The organism is Citrobacter sp. CK191 (genome assembly GCF_030333435.1).
Lineage (GTDB): Bacteria > Pseudomonadota > Gammaproteobacteria > Enterobacterales > Enterobacteriaceae > Citrobacter_B > Citrobacter_B koseri.
This window is the reverse complement of record NZ_JAOWFX010000011.1, coordinates 19,438-37,133: the sequence shown is the minus strand read 5'-3', so window position 1 is coordinate 37,133 and position 17,696 is coordinate 19,438. Positions and strand designations below refer to the sequence as shown.

Genomic DNA, 17,696 nt, shown 5'->3' with positions numbered 1-17,696 from the left:
CTCCAAAGATAACGTTTTATAAAGCGGATATTGCCACTTTAACGACGATTTTCCGTATGGGTGTCGCGACCGTTTTATTGCAGCCAGGGCGATGAACATCCTGCGGGAAAAAAATAGCGTAGCTTCCCGGAACCATTTCAAAGAAAGATTCATGTTCACTGTCGTGATAGAAAATAATATCGCGCTGTTCTAATAACGATTCGCTGATTTGGTTATTACCGGTGTCGATGGCAACCCCTATTTTTTCTTCACCCCAGGCGAGAAACTGAATATCCAGATAACGGCGATGAACTTCTGGACGGTTTTCAGCCGCAGTGCAGGTGGTTAAATCAATTATCTGGGCAAAAATATTTTTGCCGTCGATTTCCACCACCCCGGGGTCCAGCGTGCGAAAGTCGGTAGTGCGTAAGAAATCGAGCGCCTTTTCAATCGCGTCTGGCAGACGACACGGATTGGGCTGTGCGATATGTCCAAATATCATGCTATGCCTCCTTACAGCGCCTGGATTTTGGCCCATACGCTGTCATCGACGGTGATGCCGTTGCGGCGATTCTCATCCCGCAGCCGGGTAAATTCGTGGCCTGGCAGACGGATTGCCACGTTCTCATCGGCGCGCTCAGCGGTGGTGACGAAATCCATAATGCGCTGGAGTTTGGCATCGCGCGTGGCGCCATCAATCAGCTTATCGACCTCAATAGCGATGAAGATCTGCGAAACGCCGTATTCGTCGCTGTTTTCCTGGGTAACTTCGGCAACGGAAGCGCCGTCGGAAAGCAGGGTGGCGATCATATCCAGCACAATCGACAGACCTGACCCTTTCCAGTAGCCCATCGGCAAAATGCGGCGATTTTTTTCGATCACGCCAGGTTCTTTGGTCAAATTGCCTTCATCGTCGAACCCGCCGTCTACCGGCAGCTCACGTCCCGCCAGCCGGTTCACCTCTAACATGCCGTAGGAGAACATCGACATCGACATATCGATCATGGTGATTGGCGATGAAGGGATGGCGACAATCAGCGGGTTCGTGCCAATGCGGCACTCTTTTGACCCCCACGGCGGCATCACGGCGATAGAGTTGGTCCAGCAGATGCCGATGTAGCCTTTTTCCGCCGCCTGCCAGCCGTAGCTGCCGCCGCGCATCCAGTGGTTGGCATTGCGTAACGCCACCAGGCCGATGCCGTGGTCGGAAGCCAGTTCAATGGCGCGATCCATCATTTTTTTCGCCGTCAGATTGCCGATGGATCGCTGAGCATCCCACTGCTCGATGGCGCCAAGGCTGGTGATGCGCTGCGGTCTGGCATCAGGAATGATGTCGCCATTATCCAGTTGCTGAATGAAACGGGGAAAGCGATTCACGCCATGCGAATAGACGCCGGATTCTGTAGTACGGGCAAACATCTCTGCACAGGCGTCAGCCGTTTCCGCCGCAACGCCGCGCGCCAGCAGCACCCGATTGAACGCCTCTTTTAACTGCTCAAAAGTCACTTTCATTCCTGCTTCTCCCGTTTATTTTTGACCGCTTTTTTATCTTTAAATTTCACTATGCGAAATCTGATTTCAAATATAGCGATCAAATTTTGACAGATCAACGGGGTGGTCTATTTTTTAAAATCATCAAAATCAAATAGTTGTGTTTTTTCGGTTCAGATCGTGAACTGAAACACACTTTGCGCTACCATCAGAGCGCGACGAAAAGGGGAGCGGAAGCGATGGGCATAAAAGAGAGCGAAATGACGCAAGAAAAAGAGAGGCCAGCCGGTAGTCAGAGCCTGTTCCGTGGTTTGATGCTGATTGAGATCCTTAGTAACTACCCGAACGGATGCCCGCTGGCGCACTTGTCTGAACTGGCAGGGCTGAACAAAAGTACCGTGCATCGACTGCTACAGGGGTTGCAGTCCTGCGGGTATGTCACCCCCGCGCCTGCCGCCGGGAGCTATCGTCTGACCACTAAATTTATCGCTGTCGGGCAGAAAGCCCTGTCATCGCTGAATATCATTCATGTGGCTGCACCGCATCTTGAGACGCTGAATATCGCCACTGGCGAGACCGTTAACTTCTCCAGCCGTGAAGACGATCATGCCATTCTGATCTATAAGCTGGAGCCGACCACCGGCATGCTGCGCACCCGCGCCTATATCGGTCAGCATATGCCGCTGTATTGCTCTGCGATGGGGAAGATTTACATGGCGTTCGGCCATCCTGACTATGTGGAAACCTATTGGGAAAGCCACAAGGATCAGATCCAGCCGTTGACCCGTAACACCATTACCGGGTTGCCGGCGATGTATGACGAGCTGGCGCAAATTCGTGAAAGCGGTATGGCGATGGATCGCGAAGAGAATGAGCTGGGCGTTTCCTGCATTGCCGTGCCGGTGTTTGATATTCACCATCGGGTGCCATACGCCATCTCTATTTCGCTTTCGACGTCCCGGCTCAAGCAAATCGGCGAGAAAAATCTGCTCAAGCCCCTGCGTGACACTGCGCAGGCGATCTCGAATGAGTTGGGTTTTACCGTGCGCGATTAAGGCAGGCGCCCGGAAGATGATGGGCATCTGACAAAATTTAATCGTTTCCCTCGTCGGATCAAAGCAGCGATCGCGCCCTCTCTGGCACTCTGGGGTTTTACGCAGGTGGAGAGGGCAATGAACCGATTTATCATGGCGGATGCGGCGAAATGTATCGGCTGTCGTACCTGTGAGGTTGCCTGCGTAGTGGCGCATCAGGAGAACCAGGACTGTGCGGCGGTGTCGTCCGGGGAATTTGTCTCCCGCATCCGGGTCATTAAAGACGATGCGTTTACCACGGCGGCGGCATGTCGCCAGTGTGAAGATGCCCCCTGCGCGAACGTGTGCCCAACGCAGGCAATTCGTCGCGATCATGGGCACATCTTCGTGGAAAAAGCGCGCTGTATCGGGTGTAAAAGCTGTATGCTGGCGTGCCCGTTCGGCGCGATGAACGTTGTGTCGCGAACCTCACGCGTACAGGCGATTAAATGCGATCTTTGCTGGCACCGTGAAACGGGCCCGGCATGCGTGGAGGCCTGCCCGACTGACGCGTTGCAGTGCCTTGATGTGGAAAACGTGCAGCGACAACGACTGCACGCGCAACCCGTCTGAGTGTCACCCCGGTCAGGCGATGACCGGGGGGCTGTCAGCCTTCGCGCCAGGCGCGCTCAACCTCTTCAGCAAGAATTTTCACCCCTGCCTCAATTTTTTGCGGATCGGGAACGTAGTTCATCCGCATGCACTGGTGCGTATGCGGCCAGGGTTTGTCCAGCCCCGGGAAGAAGTAGTCGCCGGGAACCATCAATACGCCGCGCGCTTTCAGACGCTGGTACAGCAATTCAGTCGAAATCGGCAAATCTTTGAACCACAGCCAGAGGAAAATAGCGCCTTCCGGTTTATGGATCAGGCAGCGATTTTCCGGTAAATACCGGCGAATGGTCGCGATTGTTTCCAGTACGCGCTGGTAGTAGAACGGTTTTATTACCGTTTCCGACAGGCGCAGCAGGTCGTTACGCTTAATCATTTCGCACATCATTGCCGGGCCAATACCGCCAGGCGACAGGCTGATAATGCCGTTCATATTGGTGATGGCGGTGATGATTTTTTCATTGGCGATAATGATGCCGCAGCGGCTGCCGGGCAGCCCCAGTTTGGAGAGGCTCATGCACAGGATGATATTCGGATTCCACAGCGGGCGTGCTTCGCTGAAAATAATGCCCGGGAAGGGAACGCCGTAGGCGTTATCGATCACCAGCGGGATGCCGTGCTGATTGGCAAGGGTATCCAGCTTCATCAGCTCTTCGTCGGTGATCACATTGCCTGTTGGGTTAGTCGGGCGCGACACGCAGATCATGCCAGTCTCTTCCCCGATGCGCAGATGTTCAAAATCAACGTGGTATTTGAACTGACCTTCCGGCAATAGCTCGATATTCGGGCGAGCGGAAACGAAAAGATCCTCTTCCAGCCCGGAATCGGCATAACCAATGTATTCCGGCGCCAGCGGGAACAGCACTTTTTTAGTCGTCCCGTCGGCGCGGCGTCCGGCGAAGAGATTAAACAAGTAGAAAAACGCGCTCTGGCTGCCGTTTGTTAGTGCAATATTCTGTGGTTCGATATCCCAACCCAGATTCTCACGCAGCAGCGACGCGAGCGCTGTCAGTAGCTCCGTTTTTCCCTGCGGACCGTCATAATTACAAAGCGCATCAGTGGCTTTGCCGTTTTCCAGCATTTCGCCCAGTAGCGAATGGAAGTAATTCTGCATTTCCGGGATTTGCGCTGGATTACCCCCGCCGAGCATGATTGCGCCGGGCGTGCGTAAGCCGTCATTGAGGTCTTCCATCAGGCGGGTAATGCCTGAATGGCGGGTAAATTTGTCGCCAAAAAGTGAGAATGTCATAGCAGGTGGTCTGTCGAACTCATTATCAAAGTGGCTAACCATAGCGCTACCTATGGCAGGGTGCAAATCAGGCGTTAACGCCGTGGGTGATGCTTTATGCTGAAGATTTTTATCTGGCTGGTGTTTTGTTTTGATGAGACGTCCGGCGGATAGGTACGCCGGACGTCAGGCAGGATTAAGGGCGACCCGCCCAGATGATCATGACCTTATCGTCGTCGTGCTCGCGCACAAAACCGTACCCCTGCTTCAGCGAGAGCGTGGTTTGCTTACCGGCGCCGATGGCGGGGTGTCTGGCGCGGAACTGGCTGATTCGCTGCCAGTGGGCAACGGTGGCGGCGGATTTACCGTTGATATCCTGCCAGTTCATGTCAGAACGGGTGCCTTGCAGCGGATCGGAACCCGTCGGGCCAAAGGGACGTGCGGATTCGTCGCCATAAAAGATCTGTACGGCGCCGGGCGCCAGCAGCAGAAGCTCTGCGGCCTTATCGCCGCCTTCCCGAAAGAGGCGCGTGTCGTGCGAGGAGAGATAACTCAGCACGTTGAAATCCTGTAATTTCTCTGCCATTTGCTGCCAGGTGGCGTCCATATCCGCCAGACAATCGACCGCTTTTGCCGCCTGCTCCTGGTAGTCAAAGTTGATCATCGCATCAAAGCCGTGGCGGTAATAATCACTCTGCATGACACCGTGGCCCCAGGCTTCACCGGTCATCCAGAAAGGCGCGTCGTCCAGCGTCTTTTCCGGGTTGGCCTGTTTCCACTCGGTCAACGCCGCGCTGGCCTGGGTTTTCAACTGCTGCCAGGCCGGAAGTTCGACGTGTTTGGCGGTATCTACGCGGAACCCGTCGATGCCGTAATCACGCACCCACTGACTGAGCCAGTGGGTCAGATAATCCCGCGGCGTGTAGCCCTCAATGGCTTTTGCACGGGTATCCGGTTTGTTTTTATAGAACACCGGCAGGCCGGAAGGGGTTGTGGATTCCGTTTTAATATCGGGCAGGAAGGCCAGCGACATGGTCAAATCGTCAAAGCCTGGATTGTCATAATCGCCAATATCCGTGCGAATCCATTCTTTCCCCCACCATGCTTCCCATGCCGCTTTGTCGCTGAAGTTGATGTAGTCATTAAAGCTGTGCCAGCTTTGCCCGGCGGCGGGCTTCCAGTCGGTCCAGCGTTCGCCCAGCGTCTTTTTCAGCTCATCGCCTTGCAGATACAGCGCGCCAAACCGGAATGTCTGCATGTCCGCCAGCGTGGCGTAGCCCGTGTGGTTCATCACCACATCAAACAGAATACGGATGCCGCGCTGGTGTGCGCCATCGACTAACGCGCGAAGGTCGTCCTCGCTGCCCATATTGGCGTCCAGCGTGGTCCAGTCCTGGGTGTAATAGCCGTGGTAGGCATAATGCGGGAAATCCCCTTTCGTACCGCCGCCGACCCAGCCGTGGATTTGCTCGAACGGCGCGCTGATCCACAGGGCATTCACCCCCAGGTGTTGCAGATAGTCCAGCTTGTCTGCCAGCCCGCGTAAATCGCCTCCATGAAAGGTGCCAATCTCCTCCATGCCGTCTTTGTGGCGGCCATAGCTTTGGTCATTCGTCGGATCGCCGTTCTGGAAACGGTCTGTCAGCACAAAGTAGACCGTCGCGTTATGCCAGTTGAATGCGGCGGGCGCGTTGGTTTCCGCGCGTTCAAGCAACAAAAGCCCGTTGCTGGTCGCGCCGGGTTGTAGCGTAATCTGACCGTTCTTAACGGTAGCGGTTTGCTGGCTGTAGTAATCGCGCACGACAGCGCCTTCCGGGAAGGTGTGACTCACCTTCAGGGTCAGCGGCGAGCCGTTCCACGTCGGGCACTGGCGCACCGTGCTGGCGACGGGATCGGCGGTGCTTTTTATCGACAGCGTCAGCGTTGGCGTACCGGAGCGGGTATCAATCTCCAGCGAATAGTCACCGTCTTTAAACAGTCGCCACTGCGGCGGGGTGCCTTCACACGGTTTGAGCGACAGCATCTGATTGAGTTTTATGGCATCAGCAGGTTGCCAGCACTGTTGGTCAATATGCAGCGTCAAAGGGCGCGTACCTTTCGTCAACGCGGCATGGCTGACAAACTTACCCGTCCCTTCCGCCGTAAAGGGCGGGAATCCCTGAGATGTCCATGATGAGGCGAATACGATGCCGGGCATGAGCGCCAGCGCAAAAGCGGTAAGTTTCATTACGCTTTCCTTATTGCTGCGATTTTAGCCAGTATGCCGTTGAAAGATAGCGGATAACTCATCCCTCTGGCGTATTCCGCCAGGCTGAGGCGCGAGGGTGAGCGATCGTGCGCAGAAAATAGCCATGTTTTGCGATAACCACCACATTTTCTTCGTATTAATAGCGTTCTTCGCCATTATTGCGTGACAGGGTTTCGGAATTGGACTATTCCTTGGGGTGCTCTTGACGGTTATTTTTGATATGATTTGAGATTCATCTCTCATTTTTTTGAAAAATATAAGGCGTTGGAATGTATAAATCCGACCAGGAGACCTAATGATATTGACGCCCATACGACGATATGGGGCAATGATTCTTATGTTACTCACCGTAGTATTTTCGGGTGAGGTGCTGGCGAAGGCGCACACGACAACAACGAGTCAAAAGTCCCACGTAACCAAGACAGGTCATAAACAGGTAAGCAGTAAACAAGAGTATTCTCGCAATAGTGCAAAGAGTAGTTCACTTCCTGATTTGCGAAAATACCCTTCCGGAACACCAAGGAAAAAAGCGTTTCTCCGGACGGTTATGCCTTTTATCACCAGTCAAAATGCTGCGATTACTGCGGATCGTAACTGGCTGATTTCAAAACAGTACCAGAACCGCTGGTCGCCTTCTGAGCGTACGCGTATGAAAGATATCGCGGCGCGCTACAAGGTAAAGTGGTCTGGCAACACGCGTAACATTCCGTGGAATACCTTGCTGGAACGCGTAGACATCATCCCGACCAGTATGGTGGCGACGATGGCGGCGGCGGAAAGCGGCTGGGGAACCTCTAAACTGGCGCGCAACAACAATAACCTGTTCGGCATGAAATGCGGAAAAGGGCGTTGTACCAATGCGCCGGGTAAAGTGAAAGGTTACTCGCAGTTCGGTTCGGTTAAAGAGTCGGTTAACGCGTACGTGATTAACCTGAACACGCATCCTGCTTACTCGTCTTTCCGTAAGTCTCGCGCCCAGTTGCGTAAGGCGGATCAGGAAGTTACCGCAAGCGCAATGATCCATAAGCTGAAGGGTTATTCGACGAAAGGGCAGAGCTACAACAACTATCTGTTCGCGATGTATCAGGATAACCAGCGTTTAATCGCCGCGCATATGTAATGACCCGATTTTGTAGGCCGGATAAGGCGCTTGCGCCGCCATCCGGCACAAACGCCCGGTGGCGCTTCGCTTACCGGGCCTACAAACGACCACCTGCCACCGCTACAACAACACCTCACTGTACCGATCGCGGTACTCTTTTGGCGTCGTGTCATACTCCTTTTTGAAAACAGAATAGAAATATTGCAGGGATGGGTAGCCGCACATCTGTGATATTTCGTTAATCGGCAGCGTGGTTGAAATTAACAGGCTGCGCGCTTTTTCCAGTTTTTCAGCATGAATAACGGCGTGAATGGTCTCCCCGACGTCTTCTTTAAACCGTTTCTCCAGGTTTGAGCGGGAGATACCGACTGCGTCCAGCACCTGATCGACTTTAATACCTTTGCAGGCATGGTTACGGATGAAATGCATCGCCTGTATGACGGCCGGGTCGGTCAATGAGCGGTAGTCCGTCGAGCGACGCTCAACGACGCGCACAGGCGGAACCAGAATACGTTGTAGCGGCAGCACTTCCTTATCCAGCAGGCGGTGTAGCAGTTTTGCCGCCTGATAGCCCATCTGCCTGGCTCCCTGAGCGACCGATGACAGCGCGACCCGCGACAGATAACGGGTCAGTTCTTCGTTATCAATACCGATGACGCACAGCTTTTCGGGAACCGGGATATGCAGATGCTCGCAAACTTGCAGCACATGTCTCGCCCGGGCGTCGGTAACGGCGATAATCCCGGTTTGCGGCGGCAGGGTTTGCAGCCAGTCCGCCAGCCGGTTTTGCGCGTGCTGCCAGTTTTCCGGTGCGGTTTCCAGCCCCTGATAGACCACGCCACGGTATTTTTCTTGTGCAACCAGTTGGCAAAACGCGTATTCACGCTCAGCCGCCCAGCGCTTGCCGCTGGAGGCGGGCAGGCCATAAAAGGCGAAGCGATTGATCCCTTTTTCTTTCAGGTGCAGAAAGGCGCTTTCCACCAGTGCGTAGTTATTGGTGGCGATATAATGGACGGATGGATAGTGTGCAGCAAGGTGGTAAGAACCGCCGACGCCGATAATGGGCACATCCACATCGGCAAGCGCCTGAGCAATGTCATCGTCATCGTAGTCGGCAATGACGCCATCGCCCAACCACTCTTTGATGTTATCAATTCGCGCGCGGAAGTCTTCTTCAATGAAGATATCCCATTCCGATTGCGATGCCTGTAAATATTCACCCACGCCTTCCACTACCTGACGGTCGTAGGCTTTATTTGCATTAAATAACAGTGTGATACGGTGGCGTTTCTCAAACATAGTTCTTTCCCTGCTGAATCAGTCATAAAGGACAATGCCGGTACGTGTTGACCGGCATTGAGCATGACCCCTTTTCTGGAATTCAGGAACGGCGTTTAGTTGCTGAGTCCATCCATACTGCCAGTAACAAGATCGCACCTTTCACGATGTACTGCCAGAATGTGGGCACGTCCATCATACTCATTCCGTTATCAAGAGAGGCCATAATAAACGCCCCCATGACGGCGCCCGCGACGCTACCCACGCCACCCGCCAGGCTGGTTCCGCCGATCACGCAGGCGGCAATCGCGTCCAGTTCGGCAATGTTCCCGGCGGAAGGCGATCCGGCGCCGAGGCGCGAACTGAGTATCAGCCCTGCAATCGCCACCATCAGGCCGTTGATGGCGAAGACCGCCAGTTTGGTTCGCTCAACGTTAATGCCGGAGAGACGAGCGGCTTCCAGATTGCCGCCAATCGCATAAATTCTCCGGCCAAACGCCGTTCGCGTCGCCATAAACATACCGCCAAGCAGCAGGAATACCAGCAGCAGTACGGGCGTTGGAACGCCGCGATAATCGTTCAGCAGCCAGATTGCGCCCAGGACAATGACGGCGGTCAGCGCCTGGCGACCGACTACCGCAGTAGAAGCAGGGGTGCTAAGCGCCAGAGCCTGCCGACGCATACGCCCGCGCCATTGCCAGCCGATAAACGCCATTAAGCTGATGGCGCCTATTGTGAAGCCCAGACCGTTGGATAAGTAGCTCTGACCAATCTGCGACATCGCCGAGCTGGTGGGCGAGACGGTTGTACCATTCGTGATGCCAATGAGAATGCCACGGAAAGCCAGCATCCCGGCCAGGGTGACAATAAACGAAGGGACTTTCCGGTAGGCGACCCACCACCCGTTCCAGGCGCCGAGCAGTAAACCCAGCGCCAGCGTGACAACAATCGTAAGCGGCAATGGCCAGCCCAGCCAGACGTCGCAGATTGCCGCGACGCCGCCTAATAGCCCCATCATTGAGCCAACGGAGAGGTCGATTTCCGCAGAGATAATCACGAAAACCATCCCCACGGCCAGAATACCGGTGATCGCCGTCTGACGAAGCAGGTTGGAGACGTTGCGCGCGCTCAGGTATGCGCCTTCCGTGGTCCAGGTAAAGAACAGCATGATCACAATAATCGCCGCGATCATGACGAACACCTGTAGGTTCAGTGATTTTAACCCAGGAAAACCGCCCGTCAGAGGGGCTGAGAGTTTCACTTCAGACGGATTGTTTTTCGACATGATATTCGCTCCTCAATGCGGCTTCCATCACCTGTTCTTGAGTCAGGTTATGATTCACCAGGTTGGCTTTCAGTTTTCCTTCGTGCATCACCAGGATGCGATCGCTTAATCCAAGAACCTCGGGGAGTTCCGACGAGATGACGATGACAGCGATACCTTGCTGAACAAGCTGGTTAATGAGTTTGTAGATTTCATATTTCGCGCCGATATCGATTCCTCGGGTGGGTTCATCGAGGATGAGAATACGCGGGTTCAGCAGGAGACAGCGCGCCAGTATGGCCTTTTGTTGGTTCCCGCCGCTAAGGCGCCCAATCGCTAAATCAGGCGAGGATGTTTTCACTTTCAGGCGTTGCAGCGATTCCAGAATGCATTTTTGCTCTGCGGCATCGTCAAGATGGCTTATCTTCCCGGTGAACCGATCGAGCGCCGCCAGCGTGATATTTTTCCCAACGGCCATAACCGGCACAATGCCGTCGCGTTTCCTGTCTTCAGGCACCATTGCAATGCCATGAGCGATCGCTTGCTGGCAATGACGAATATCCACGGCCTGGTTATCGATCATAACCTTTCCTTCCCAGCGCCCAGGCCAGACGCCGAACAGGCATTGCACTAACTCCGTGCGGCCCGCGCCGACCAGCCCTGCAATGCCGAGAATCTCGCCCCGTTTCAGCGAAAAGGAGACATCATTGACGCGTTTGATGTGACGGTTGACGGGATGCCAGGCGGTAAGGCGCTCAACGCGCAAAATCTCCTCCCCGGTGGCATGTGGTTCATTAGGATAGAGCGCCGTCAGCTCGCGACCGACCATCATGGTGATGATATCGTCTTCTTCCATTCCGGCGGCTGCGCGGGTGCCAATATGTTGGCCGTCGCGGATCACGCAGATTGTGTCCGAGATAGCTTTAACTTCATTGAGCTTGTGTGAGATATAAATACACGCAATATCATGCTGTTGCAGATCGCGAATAATTTCCAGCAGCACGGTGGTTTCTTGTTCCGTGAGGGAGGCCGTCGGCTCATCGAGAATCAGCAGCCGAACTTGTTTATTAAGCGCTTTGGCAATTTCTACTAGCTGTTGTTGCCCCAGGCCCAGGTCGCCCACGCGGGTATCCGGTGAGATAGACAAGCTGACCTGGTCTAACAGCTTCTGGCAGCGTAGCGTCATCATGTCGTAATCAAGAATGCCGTTACGGGTGATTTCGCTGCCCAGGAAGATATTTTCCAGCACGGTTAAGTGTTTAACCAGCGCTAACTCTTGGTGAATAATAGCAATGCCCTTACGTTCGGTATCACGAATATGACTGGCTTGCAGTGTTTCTCCCGCAAACAGAATTTCACCTTCATAAGAGCCATGAGGGTAAATACCGCACAGCACTTTCATTAACGTTGATTTACCCGAACCATTTTCACCGCACAATGAAACGATTTCCCCGGCATTAAGCCTGAGGCTGACGTTATCAACTGCCTTCACTGCGCCGAAGGTCTTGGTAATGTTTTTCATTTCAAGTAGATAGGGCATAACTACTCCACATAAGCCAATGCGAGAACCCGGCATGGAGGGTTTGACGCCCTCCGCTGTTGTAGAGGGCGCAACGTTTACAGATCACTCTTTTTGTGGAACCCGTCTTTAATCACGGTTTCGTCAATATTGGTTTTATTAACATCAATTGGAGTAAGCAGGCGGGAAGGGACATCTTTCAGACCGTTATTCAGCGTGGCGTCGGCCTTAGGTTGTTGCCCGTTACCCAGCTCGACGGCGATCTCGGCGGCGGTATTCGCCAGTAGCGTGATGGGTTTATAAACCGTCATGGTCTGCGTGCCTGCGACAATACGTTTAATGCCCGCAAGGTCGGCATCCTGACCGGAAATAGCGACTTTTCCTGATAGTCCCTGAGCGCTGAGCGCCTGAATCGCACCGCCTGCGGTCGCGTCATTGGAAGCGACAACCGCGTCAATTTTGTTATTGTTTGCGGTCAGCGCATTTTCCATAATTTTCAGCGCATTTTCAGGCAACCATCCGTCCACCCATTGATCGCCGACGACATTAATTTTTCCTGAGTCGATATAAGGTTTTAATACTTTCATTTGTCCGGCGCGGAACAATTTTGCATTATTATCTACCGGCGAGCCGCCCATCAGGAAATAATTCCCTTCAGGCACTTTATCGACCAACGCCTGAGCCTGTAATTCGCCGACTTTTTCGTTATCAAAAGAAATATAAAAATCGATGTCGGCATCATTTATCATGCGGTCGTACGCTAATACTTTTATTCCTTCTTGTTTCGCTTCTTTTACGACATTGCTTAATACTTGCCCGTTATAAGGAATAATGACCAGAACATCAACGCCACGGTTGATCATGTTTTCAATCTGCGACATTTGGGTTTCTTCATTACCATTGGCAGATTGTACAAATACTTTTGCGCCGAGGGATTCGGCCTTGCTCACGAAAATATCGCGATCTTTTTGCCAGCGTTCCAGACGTAAGTCATCGATAGCCATACCAATTTTAACTTCTTTGGCATGTCCCGTTATGCTGGCGAGCAGGAGTGAAGTGCAGACGGTGAGTAAGATGTTTTTTATCTTCATAATCGTGATGCCTTTTGTTAGAGGGAACAGCGGTAAAAGTAACAATCACAGCGTGAGACGTAGCAGATTTTTAGCAGTTAATACGCGGAAGGCAATTATAGATTTTTATCTTGCAGTTACGATTTTTGGTTTATTTCGGGAATTATGACCGAGATCGTACTTTTAATGACGCATTACGCCCGTTACATTTCGTTGTTGATGAATAACCATTTTTTGCAGGCGGTTACTTTTATTTTGCGAGGCAGCGCACACTTACGAATTATCTAAATAGCAGAGTGAAATAACATAATTGAGCAATGTGAATCGAGTAACCAATATTACGCCATTACCCATCCCTCGCCGTATTACCTGATTATGGAGTTCATTATGCAGGCTTATTTTGACCAACTCGATCGTGTTCGTTATGAAGGCCCTAAAAGCACTAATCCGTTAGCTTTCCGCCATTATAATCCAGATGAAATCGTACTGGGTAAACGCATGGAAGAGCATCTGCGTTTTGCGGCCTGCTACTGGCATACCTTCTGCTGGAACGGCGCGGATATGTTTGGCGTAGGCGCGTTCAACCGTCCGTGGCAACAGCCCGGCGATGCGCTGGAGCTGGCGAAGCGCAAGGCGGATGTGGCGTTTGAATTTTTCCATAAGCTGAACGTGCCTTACTACTGCTTCCACGATGTGGATGTTTCGCCGGAAGGCGCCTCGCTGAAAGAGTATAAAAACAACTTTGCGCAGATGGTCGATGTGCTGGAGTCGAAGCAAGAACAGAGCGGCGTGAAGCTGTTATGGGGTACCGCGAACTGCTTTACCAACCCGCGTTACGGCGCCGGGGCGGCGACGAACCCGGACCCGGAAGTCTTCAGTTGGGCGGCGACGCAGGTGGTGAACGCGATGAACGCCACGCACAAACTGGGCGGCGAAAACTACGTTCTGTGGGGGGGCCGTGAAGGGTATGAAACCCTGCTGAATACCGATCTGCGCCAGGAACGCGAGCAGATTGGCCGCTTTATGCAGATGGTGGTGGAACATAAACATAAAACAGGTTTCCAGGGCACGCTGCTGATCGAGCCAAAACCGCAGGAGCCGACAAAACACCAGTATGACTACGATGTGGCAACGGTTTACGGCTTCCTCAAGCAGTTCGGCCTGGAAAAAGAGATCAAGGTGAACATTGAAGCCAACCACGCTACGCTGGCAGGCCACTCTTTCCATCATGAGATTGCGTCCGCCATTGCGCTGGGCATTTTTGGTTCTGTGGATGCCAACCGTGGCGATGCTCAGCTGGGCTGGGATACCGACCAGTTCCCGGTAAGCGTCGAAGAGAACGCGCTGGTGATGTATGAAATCCTGAAAGCGGGCGGTTTCACGACCGGCGGGCTGAACTTTGACGCGAAGGTTCGTCGCCAGAGTACCGACAAATACGATCTGTTCTATGGTCATATTGGCGCGATGGACACGATGGCGCTGTCATTAAAAGTGGCAGCGCGCATGATTGAAGATGGCGAACTGGATAAACGTGTGGCGAAACGTTATTCCGGCTGGAATAGCGAACTGGGCCAGCAAATTTTGAAAGGCCAGTTATCCCTGAGCGACGTCGCGCACTATGCTGAACAGCGTAATCTGGCGCCGGTGCATCAAAGCGGCCATCAGGAACTGCTGGAAAATCTGGTGAATCATTATCTGTTCGACAAGTAATCGCCATTGCGCCGCGTTTAGCCAACGCGGCGCATCGATAAAGGAGTAGTCACGATGTATATCGGGATAGATCTGGGCACGTCCGGTGTGAAAGCCATCCTGCTGAATGAGCAGGGAGACGTGCTGGCCTCGCAGACGGAGAAACTGTCCGTCTCTCGCCCGCATCCATTATGGTCGGAGCAGGATCCCGAACAGTGGTGGCTGGCGACGGATCGCGCCGTAAAAGCGCTGGGGCGAGAGCATTCATTGCGTGATGTAAAGGCGCTGGGGATTGCCGGGCAGATGCACGGCGCCACGTTGCTTGATAAACACCAGAAGGTGCTACGCCCGGCGATTTTATGGAATGACGGACGCTGTGGTGAAGAGTGCGCGCTGCTTGAGCAGCAGGTTCCGCAGTCTCGCGCCATTACCGGCAATCTGATGATGCCCGGCTTTACCGCGCCAAAACTGCTGTGGGTTCAGCGCCATGAGCCGGATATCTTCCGCCAGGTTGCAAAGGTGCTGCTACCTAAAGATTACCTGCGTCTGCGTATGACGGGGGATTTTGCCAGCGATATGTCGGACGCGGCGGGAACGATGTGGCTGGATGTCGCAGCGCGCGACTGGAGCGACATCATGCTCAACGCTTGTCAGCTAACCCGTGAGCACATGCCCGCTCTGTACGAAGGCAGCGACATCACCGGTACGGTGTTGTCTGAGGTGGCGCACTCCTGGGGGATGTCTGCGGTGCCTGTTGTTGCAGGGGGCGGAGATAACGCGGCGGGCGCGGTGGGCGTGGGAATGATCAATGCGGGTCAGGCCATGCTGTCGCTGGGAACATCAGGCGTCTATTTTGCGGTGAGCGACGGTTTTCTCAGTAAACCAGAAAGTGCGGTACACAGTTTTTGCCACGCGCTGCCCGAACGCTGGCATTTGATGTCCGTCATGCTGAGCGCGGCATCCTGCCTGGACTGGGCGGCAAAATTGACCGGTCAGGCGTCTGTTCCCGCGCTGATTGACGCGGCACGCCAGGCGGATGATAACGCGGATGCCGTCTGGTTCCTGCCTTATCTTTCCGGCGAACGCACGCCGCATAATAATCCGCAGGCGAAGGGCGTATTCTTTGGCCTTACGCATCAGCATGGCCCCGCAGAGCTGGCGCGGGCGGTGCTGGAAGGCGTCGGTTATGCGCTGGCGGATGGCATGGATGTTGTGCATGCCTGTGGCGTGAAACCCGGCAGCGTGACGCTGATCGGCGGCGGGGCGCGCAGTGAATACTGGCGACAAATGCTGGCGGACATCAGCGGGCTACAGCTTGACTACCGTACCGGCGGCGATGTAGGCCCGGCATTGGGCGCCGCGCGTCTGGCGCAAATTGCGATGAATAAAGAGCAATCATTATCTGATTTATTACCGCAGCTTCCGCTGGAGCAGGCGCATTTCCCTGATGCTGAACGCCATGCGCGTTACCTTGAACGTCGCGAAACGTTCCGCCGCATTTACCAGCAGTTATTACCGCTCATGTCTTAATCCGCTATTCCTTCCGGCAGTGGCCGGAAGGAATTCTTATTTCCTATTGATTGCCTCGATATATATCGAAATCAATATGTGTGTTTTCTGATTTTCACGTTATTGTCCGGTTATCGTCTTTTCCATTCTTATTTCTTGTCTTAATGTGAATCGGCAAAGCATAAGGAGAGTGATATGGACGATAAGGTTGCGCGCAGGAAGCGTCTGGTCGGTTTAATCATGCTGGCGGGCGGTGCGCTGGTCTATCTGACAGGGCTGTGGCCTGCTTGCCACTCGTTGAGCGACAAGGGCTATTTTTTTGCGATAATGGTGATGAGTGGCTTTCCCCTGTTAATACGCCAGGAGCCGACGGGAAATGAGCGTCTGCTCACCCGGTGCAAATATCTGTTACTTCTCGCCGCAGGTATGCTTTTTGTCGGTCTATGGAATATTGATTTACCGGTCGCCGTCAAAGTGATGTGCCTTCTGGGGCTGGGCGTGAGTCTGTTGGGTACGGATATGTACGCCACGTATTCTGATGACGAATAAGGGCCGGTCAACTGACCAGCCTGCGCGTATCAATCTTCTGTAGCAATATCGACAGCAGCAAACTTCCGGCCAGGGTGAGGGTAAAAATCCATACGATATCCAGCGGCGGCCAGCGTTTAAACTCCACGCCATTCGTCCGTAGCGCATGGATTATCAGCGCGTGAAACCCGTAAATACCGAGTGAGTGGCGGGAAATCAGCGCCAGCCCGGGAACCGTGCGCGTATTCAGGGTATTTTTGACCAGCGTGAGCAGCGACGCGGCGCAAATAAACACCATTGGGCCGCAATAGACGTACCAGGTATCGGCAAAATTTCCGCGCCAGTTGAGTTCATGTAGCGTTCCGCGAGAAATAATCAATACCGCCGTAATGAAAAGCGCGGCGCTTATCCAGGTCAGCGAACGTTTTTGTGTCTCCATCATGCCAATCGCCCGACCCAGCATGCCATAGAGGATGTAGTAAAACGTGTCGCCGGTGATATACAGGTTAACGGGGAGCCACTCAAATCCGCCGATTTTTTGCGACACGGTATTGGGGTTGGCGACAACGCCAATGACGATCATCAGCACCAACAGCATTTTGCCGCTGATGTTTTTAACCTGTATTAACGGCGATACCAGGTAGATCACCGCGATCGCGAAGAAAAACCACAGGTGGTAGAACACCGGTTTTTGCAGCAGGTTTTTCAGCGATAGCTCTGCGTTAATCGACGTAAAAAGGGTGATATATACCAGCGCGACGGCGCTATAGAACAGCAGGCAGAGCGCAATGCGCAGGAAATGTCGCGGCTGGGCGCTACGTTCGCCAAAAAAGAGATAGCCCGAGATCATAAAAAACAGCGGTACGCTGACGCGTGAGGCGGAGTTCAGGACATTGGCAAAATCCCAGCTAAACGGATTGATGCTTTGCGCATTGGTGACGTACCAGGTGGTGGCGTGGATCATCACGACCATTAAACAGGCGATCCCTCGCAAATTATCAATCCAGTATATTTTGGGTTGCATCAGTTCCTCTGCTTCCGTTTTAAATAGGGTCTGACTTGTTTATTGGCGCGGTATCTCACTGGAATATTCTGAGTTTTTACGCTAA

Annotated in this window: 15 protein-coding genes; 6 read left to right on the top strand and 9 right to left on the bottom strand. The window is 53.5% G+C overall.

The features are described 5' to 3' along the window. Window positions 1-16 precede the first annotated feature (16 nt). Entirely contained in the window at window positions 17-481 is a 465-nt protein-coding gene (locus OGV82_RS02925) for a YhcH/YjgK/YiaL family protein (protein ID WP_047460330.1), read from the bottom strand. A gap of 11 nt (window positions 482-492) precedes the next feature. Further along, on the bottom strand, window positions 493-1,491 hold the full coding sequence (gene yiaK / locus OGV82_RS02920) for a 3-dehydro-L-gulonate 2-dehydrogenase (protein WP_071259234.1): 999 nt from the start codon (window positions 1,489-1,491) through the stop codon (window positions 493-495). Window positions 1,492-1,709: 218 nt separating this feature from the next. Here yiaK and yiaJ point away from each other — a divergent pair, with 218 nt between their 5' ends. Next, on the top strand, window positions 1,710-2,525 hold the full coding sequence (gene yiaJ / locus OGV82_RS02915) for an IclR family transcriptional regulator YiaJ (protein ID WP_058668270.1): 816 nt from the start codon (window positions 1,710-1,712) through the stop codon (window positions 2,523-2,525). A 117-nt stretch (window positions 2,526-2,642) separates the two neighbouring features. Continuing rightward, window positions 2,643-3,116, top strand: a complete 474-nt coding sequence (locus OGV82_RS02910; RefSeq protein WP_101744176.1) for a 4Fe-4S dicluster domain-containing protein — start codon at window positions 2,643-2,645, stop codon at window positions 3,114-3,116. 34 nt (window positions 3,117-3,150) lie between these two features. On the opposite strand, the gene avtA is transcribed toward OGV82_RS02910, so the two are convergent. Together avtA and malS are read right to left on the bottom strand one after the other, a co-directional pair. Further along, on the bottom strand, window positions 3,151-4,401 hold the full coding sequence (gene avtA / locus OGV82_RS02905; protein WP_024131054.1) for a valine--pyruvate transaminase: 1,251 nt from the start codon (window positions 4,399-4,401) through the stop codon (window positions 3,151-3,153). A 175-nt stretch (window positions 4,402-4,576) separates the two neighbouring features. Continuing rightward, a complete protein-coding gene (gene malS, locus OGV82_RS02900) occupies window positions 4,577-6,607 on the bottom strand; it encodes an alpha-amylase (protein WP_047460334.1) in 2,031 nt (676 codons plus the stop codon). 316 nt (window positions 6,608-6,923) lie between these two features. Between malS and OGV82_RS02895 the strand changes: the two genes are divergently transcribed. Then, the gene (locus tag OGV82_RS02895) at window positions 6,924-7,748 is read left to right on the top strand and encodes a protein bax (RefSeq protein WP_024131053.1); all 825 of its coding nucleotides are present in this window, start codon (window positions 6,924-6,926) and stop codon (window positions 7,746-7,748) included. Window positions 7,749-7,850: 102 nt separating this feature from the next. On the opposite strand, the gene xylR is transcribed toward OGV82_RS02895, so the two are convergent. The 4 genes from xylR to xylF form a co-directional block, all read right to left on the bottom strand. Then, window positions 7,851-9,029 carry a D-xylose utilization transcriptional activator XylR gene (xylR, locus tag OGV82_RS02890; RefSeq protein ID WP_047460338.1) on the bottom strand — a complete coding sequence of 393 codons (1,179 nt, stop codon included), beginning with the start codon at window positions 9,027-9,029 and terminating at the stop codon, window positions 7,851-7,853. Window positions 9,030-9,111: 82 nt separating this feature from the next. Beyond that, window positions 9,112-10,293, bottom strand: a complete 1,182-nt coding sequence (gene xylH, locus OGV82_RS02885) for a xylose ABC transporter permease XylH (protein WP_012135705.1) — start codon at window positions 10,291-10,293, stop codon at window positions 9,112-9,114. Continuing rightward, the gene (locus tag OGV82_RS02880) at window positions 10,271-11,812 is read right to left on the bottom strand and encodes a xylose ABC transporter ATP-binding protein (RefSeq protein WP_012135704.1); all 1,542 of its coding nucleotides are present in this window, start codon (window positions 11,810-11,812) and stop codon (window positions 10,271-10,273) included. Before OGV82_RS02880 ends, xylH begins: the two co-directional genes overlap by 23 nt. A gap of 77 nt (window positions 11,813-11,889) precedes the next feature. Then, window positions 11,890-12,882 (bottom strand): D-xylose ABC transporter substrate-binding protein, encoded by a 993-nt coding sequence (gene xylF, locus OGV82_RS02875; protein ID WP_047460342.1) that lies wholly within the window; start codon window positions 12,880-12,882, stop codon window positions 11,890-11,892. A 366-nt stretch (window positions 12,883-13,248) separates the two neighbouring features. Here xylF and xylA point away from each other — a divergent pair, with 366 nt between their 5' ends. The 3 genes from xylA to OGV82_RS02860 all read left to right on the top strand — a co-directional run bounded on the left by xylA (window position 13,249) and on the right by OGV82_RS02860 (window position 16,608). Further along, the gene (gene xylA, locus OGV82_RS02870; RefSeq protein ID WP_047460345.1) at window positions 13,249-14,571 is read left to right on the top strand and encodes a xylose isomerase; all 1,323 of its coding nucleotides are present in this window, start codon (window positions 13,249-13,251) and stop codon (window positions 14,569-14,571) included. A gap of 54 nt (window positions 14,572-14,625) precedes the next feature. Then, entirely contained in the window at window positions 14,626-16,080 is a 1,455-nt protein-coding gene (gene xylB, locus OGV82_RS02865; protein ID WP_047460348.1) for a xylulokinase, read from the top strand. 174 nt (window positions 16,081-16,254) lie between these two features. Further along, window positions 16,255-16,608: a YiaA/YiaB family inner membrane protein gene (locus OGV82_RS02860; protein WP_012135700.1), complete on the top strand. Its 354-nt coding sequence runs from the start codon at window positions 16,255-16,257 to the stop codon at window positions 16,606-16,608. 7 nt (window positions 16,609-16,615) lie between these two features. On the opposite strand, the gene OGV82_RS02855 is transcribed toward OGV82_RS02860, so the two are convergent. Continuing rightward, window positions 16,616-17,611: an acyltransferase gene (locus OGV82_RS02855; protein WP_047460352.1), complete on the bottom strand. Its 996-nt coding sequence runs from the start codon at window positions 17,609-17,611 to the stop codon at window positions 16,616-16,618. Between the last annotated feature and the right edge of the window lie 85 nt (window positions 17,612-17,696).

Coding starts and splice junctions, on each gene's coding strand:
- xylF (WP_047460342.1), bottom strand. CDS start 12,882: ATGAAGATAAAAAACATCTTACTCACCGTCTGCACTTCACTCCTGCTC.
- avtA (WP_024131054.1), bottom strand. CDS start 4,401: ATGACATTCTCACTTTTTGGCGACAAATTTACCCGCCATTCAGGCATT.
- xylH (WP_012135705.1), bottom strand. CDS start 10,293: ATGTCGAAAAACAATCCGTCTGAAGTGAAACTCTCAGCCCCTCTGACG.
- malS (WP_047460334.1), bottom strand. CDS start 6,607: ATGAAACTTACCGCTTTTGCGCTGGCGCTCATGCCCGGCATCGTATTC.
- OGV82_RS02895 (WP_024131053.1), top strand. CDS start 6,924: ATGATATTGACGCCCATACGACGATATGGGGCAATGATTCTTATGTTA.
- xylA (WP_047460345.1), top strand. CDS start 13,249: ATGCAGGCTTATTTTGACCAACTCGATCGTGTTCGTTATGAAGGCCCT.
- OGV82_RS02855 (WP_047460352.1), bottom strand. CDS start 17,611: ATGCAACCCAAAATATACTGGATTGATAATTTGCGAGGGATCGCCTGT.
- OGV82_RS02925 (WP_047460330.1), bottom strand. CDS start 481: ATGATATTTGGACATATCGCACAGCCCAATCCGTGTCGTCTGCCAGAC.
- yiaJ (WP_058668270.1), top strand. CDS start 1,710: ATGGGCATAAAAGAGAGCGAAATGACGCAAGAAAAAGAGAGGCCAGCC.
- OGV82_RS02860 (WP_012135700.1), top strand. CDS start 16,255: ATGGACGATAAGGTTGCGCGCAGGAAGCGTCTGGTCGGTTTAATCATG.
- OGV82_RS02910 (WP_101744176.1), top strand. CDS start 2,643: ATGAACCGATTTATCATGGCGGATGCGGCGAAATGTATCGGCTGTCGT.
- xylB (WP_047460348.1), top strand. CDS start 14,626: ATGTATATCGGGATAGATCTGGGCACGTCCGGTGTGAAAGCCATCCTG.
- yiaK (WP_071259234.1), bottom strand. CDS start 1,491: ATGAAAGTGACTTTTGAGCAGTTAAAAGAGGCGTTCAATCGGGTGCTG.
- xylR (WP_047460338.1), bottom strand. CDS start 9,029: ATGTTTGAGAAACGCCACCGTATCACACTGTTATTTAATGCAAATAAA.
- OGV82_RS02880 (WP_012135704.1), bottom strand. CDS start 11,812: ATGCCCTATCTACTTGAAATGAAAAACATTACCAAGACCTTCGGCGCA.